The sequence below is a fragment of the Aeromicrobium sp. PFPM2_SD2 genome (assembly GCF_057364525.1).
Genome location: NZ_JBNFNZ010000530.1, coordinates 1 through 1,557, shown reverse-complemented (window position 1 = coordinate 1,557; position 1,557 = coordinate 1). Strand labels below are relative to the sequence as shown.

Below are 1,557 nucleotides of genomic sequence, written 5' to 3'. Positions count from 1 at the left end.
CGACCGACCCGGCCAGGGCGACGGCGACCCCGACGCCGGCGAGCACGGCCAGGGGGACGAGGCCCGTGCCGCCGCGCCGGGCCCAGGCGCGCAGGCCGAGCAGCACCAGCACCGACAGCGCGACGACCAGCACCGCGGACGAGACGAGGGTGCGCGAGGTCGGCACGACCTCGGTGTTCCAGATGCCGCCGAGCGACAGGACCGCCCCGAGCCGGCCGAGGCCGAGCTCGGGCTGGGCTTCGAACAGCTCGACGGACCGCGGGTCGACCACCGCGTCCGTGCCGCGAAGCAGCCCGGCGACGATCCACGGGGCGTTGAGCGCCGCGCCGAGCCCGAGCAGACGCAGACGTCCGGCCACACCCCGGCCGGCCGCGAGGACGACCAGCAGACCCATGACGCCGGTCGCCGGCGACAGGGGCGGTCGCGGCCAGGCCGAGCACAGCCCGGACCCGCCGTGCGTGCAGCAGGCCGGACAGCAGCCAGAACGTGCCGGCGTAGGCGACGAGCACGGGCCACGAGCCGAGCGCGAGCCGCTCGGCCACGAACGGGTTCCAGACCGCCAGCGTCGTGGCGACCAGGCGTCCGGCAGCGGAGGCCCGCGCCAGCCGCGCGGCCCCGACGCCGGCCGCGACGAGGGCACCGAGCAGGACCAGCCTCTGGACGACCCACTGCGGCAGCACCGTGCCGACGAGGGCGACCAGCGCGTCGGAGGGCACGGCGCGGGGCAGCGCGGAGCCGAGCCCCCACACGTCCTGGCGGCCCAGGGACAGCTCGGGCACCCACACCATGTCGTACGAGAGCACGTAGCCGGGCCGCAGCAGCGGGGCGAGCACGAGCACGGACAGGACGACCGCGGCCGCGTCGGGCCAGCGGTCGGCCGGCAGCCGTCGCACGAGTCGCATGTGTCCTCCCAGGGCCTGCCACGGGCGGCGGCCGGCGTGGCTATTGTGCAGGGGTGACGAGACCGGCCGAGCGCCAGACCACCGTGTCGGGCGGAGCGCTCGTCGCCGTGGGCATGGTCGTCATGAACGCGCTGCTCTACGGGCTCACCGTGCTCGCCGCCCGGATGCTGGTGCCGCGCGAGTTCGGCGCGCTGACCGCGCTGCTGGGCATCGTCCTGGTCGGCAGCGTCGCCTCGCTCGGCCTGCAGGCCACCGCCGCACGCCAGCTGGCCGTGTCGCCCGAGCGCCGCGACCGGGTCGTCGCCACCGTCGCCCGCGTGACCCTGCTCGTCGGGGTCAGCGTCGCCGCCCTGGTCGCCGCGTCGTCGGTCGTGCTGACCCCGCTCCTGCGCCTGGACGACTACCGGCTCGTCGTGATCTGCGGGCTCATCATGGTCCCGCTCGCGTTCATGGGGGCCGAGATGGGCATCGCCCAGGGCACCCGCGCGTGGCGCACGCTCACCGCGATCTATCTGGCCAACGGCCTCGGACGCATCGTCGGCGGGGCCGCCGGACTGCTCGTCTCCCCCACGCCGCTCGGCGCGATCACCGGCATCCTGCTCGGCCAGGCCGTGCCCGCGCTCGTCGGCCTGCCGCTGCTGCGCGGCCACGCCGG

The 1,557-nt window shown here is 76.4% G+C and carries 1 protein-coding gene and 1 pseudogene; one reads left to right on the top strand and one right to left on the bottom strand.

Features of this window, described 5'->3' with window-relative positions:
• Nucleotides 1-394: pseudogene (locus tag AC2W7G_RS15965) on the bottom strand (hypothetical protein); the annotation flags it as partial.
• A 561-nt stretch (nt 395-955) separates the two neighbouring features.
• On the opposite strand from AC2W7G_RS15965, the gene AC2W7G_RS15960 reads away from it, so the two are divergent.
• On the top strand, nt 956-1,557 hold a 602-nt coding region (locus tag AC2W7G_RS15960), incomplete at its 3' end, for a polysaccharide biosynthesis protein (protein WP_485869301.1).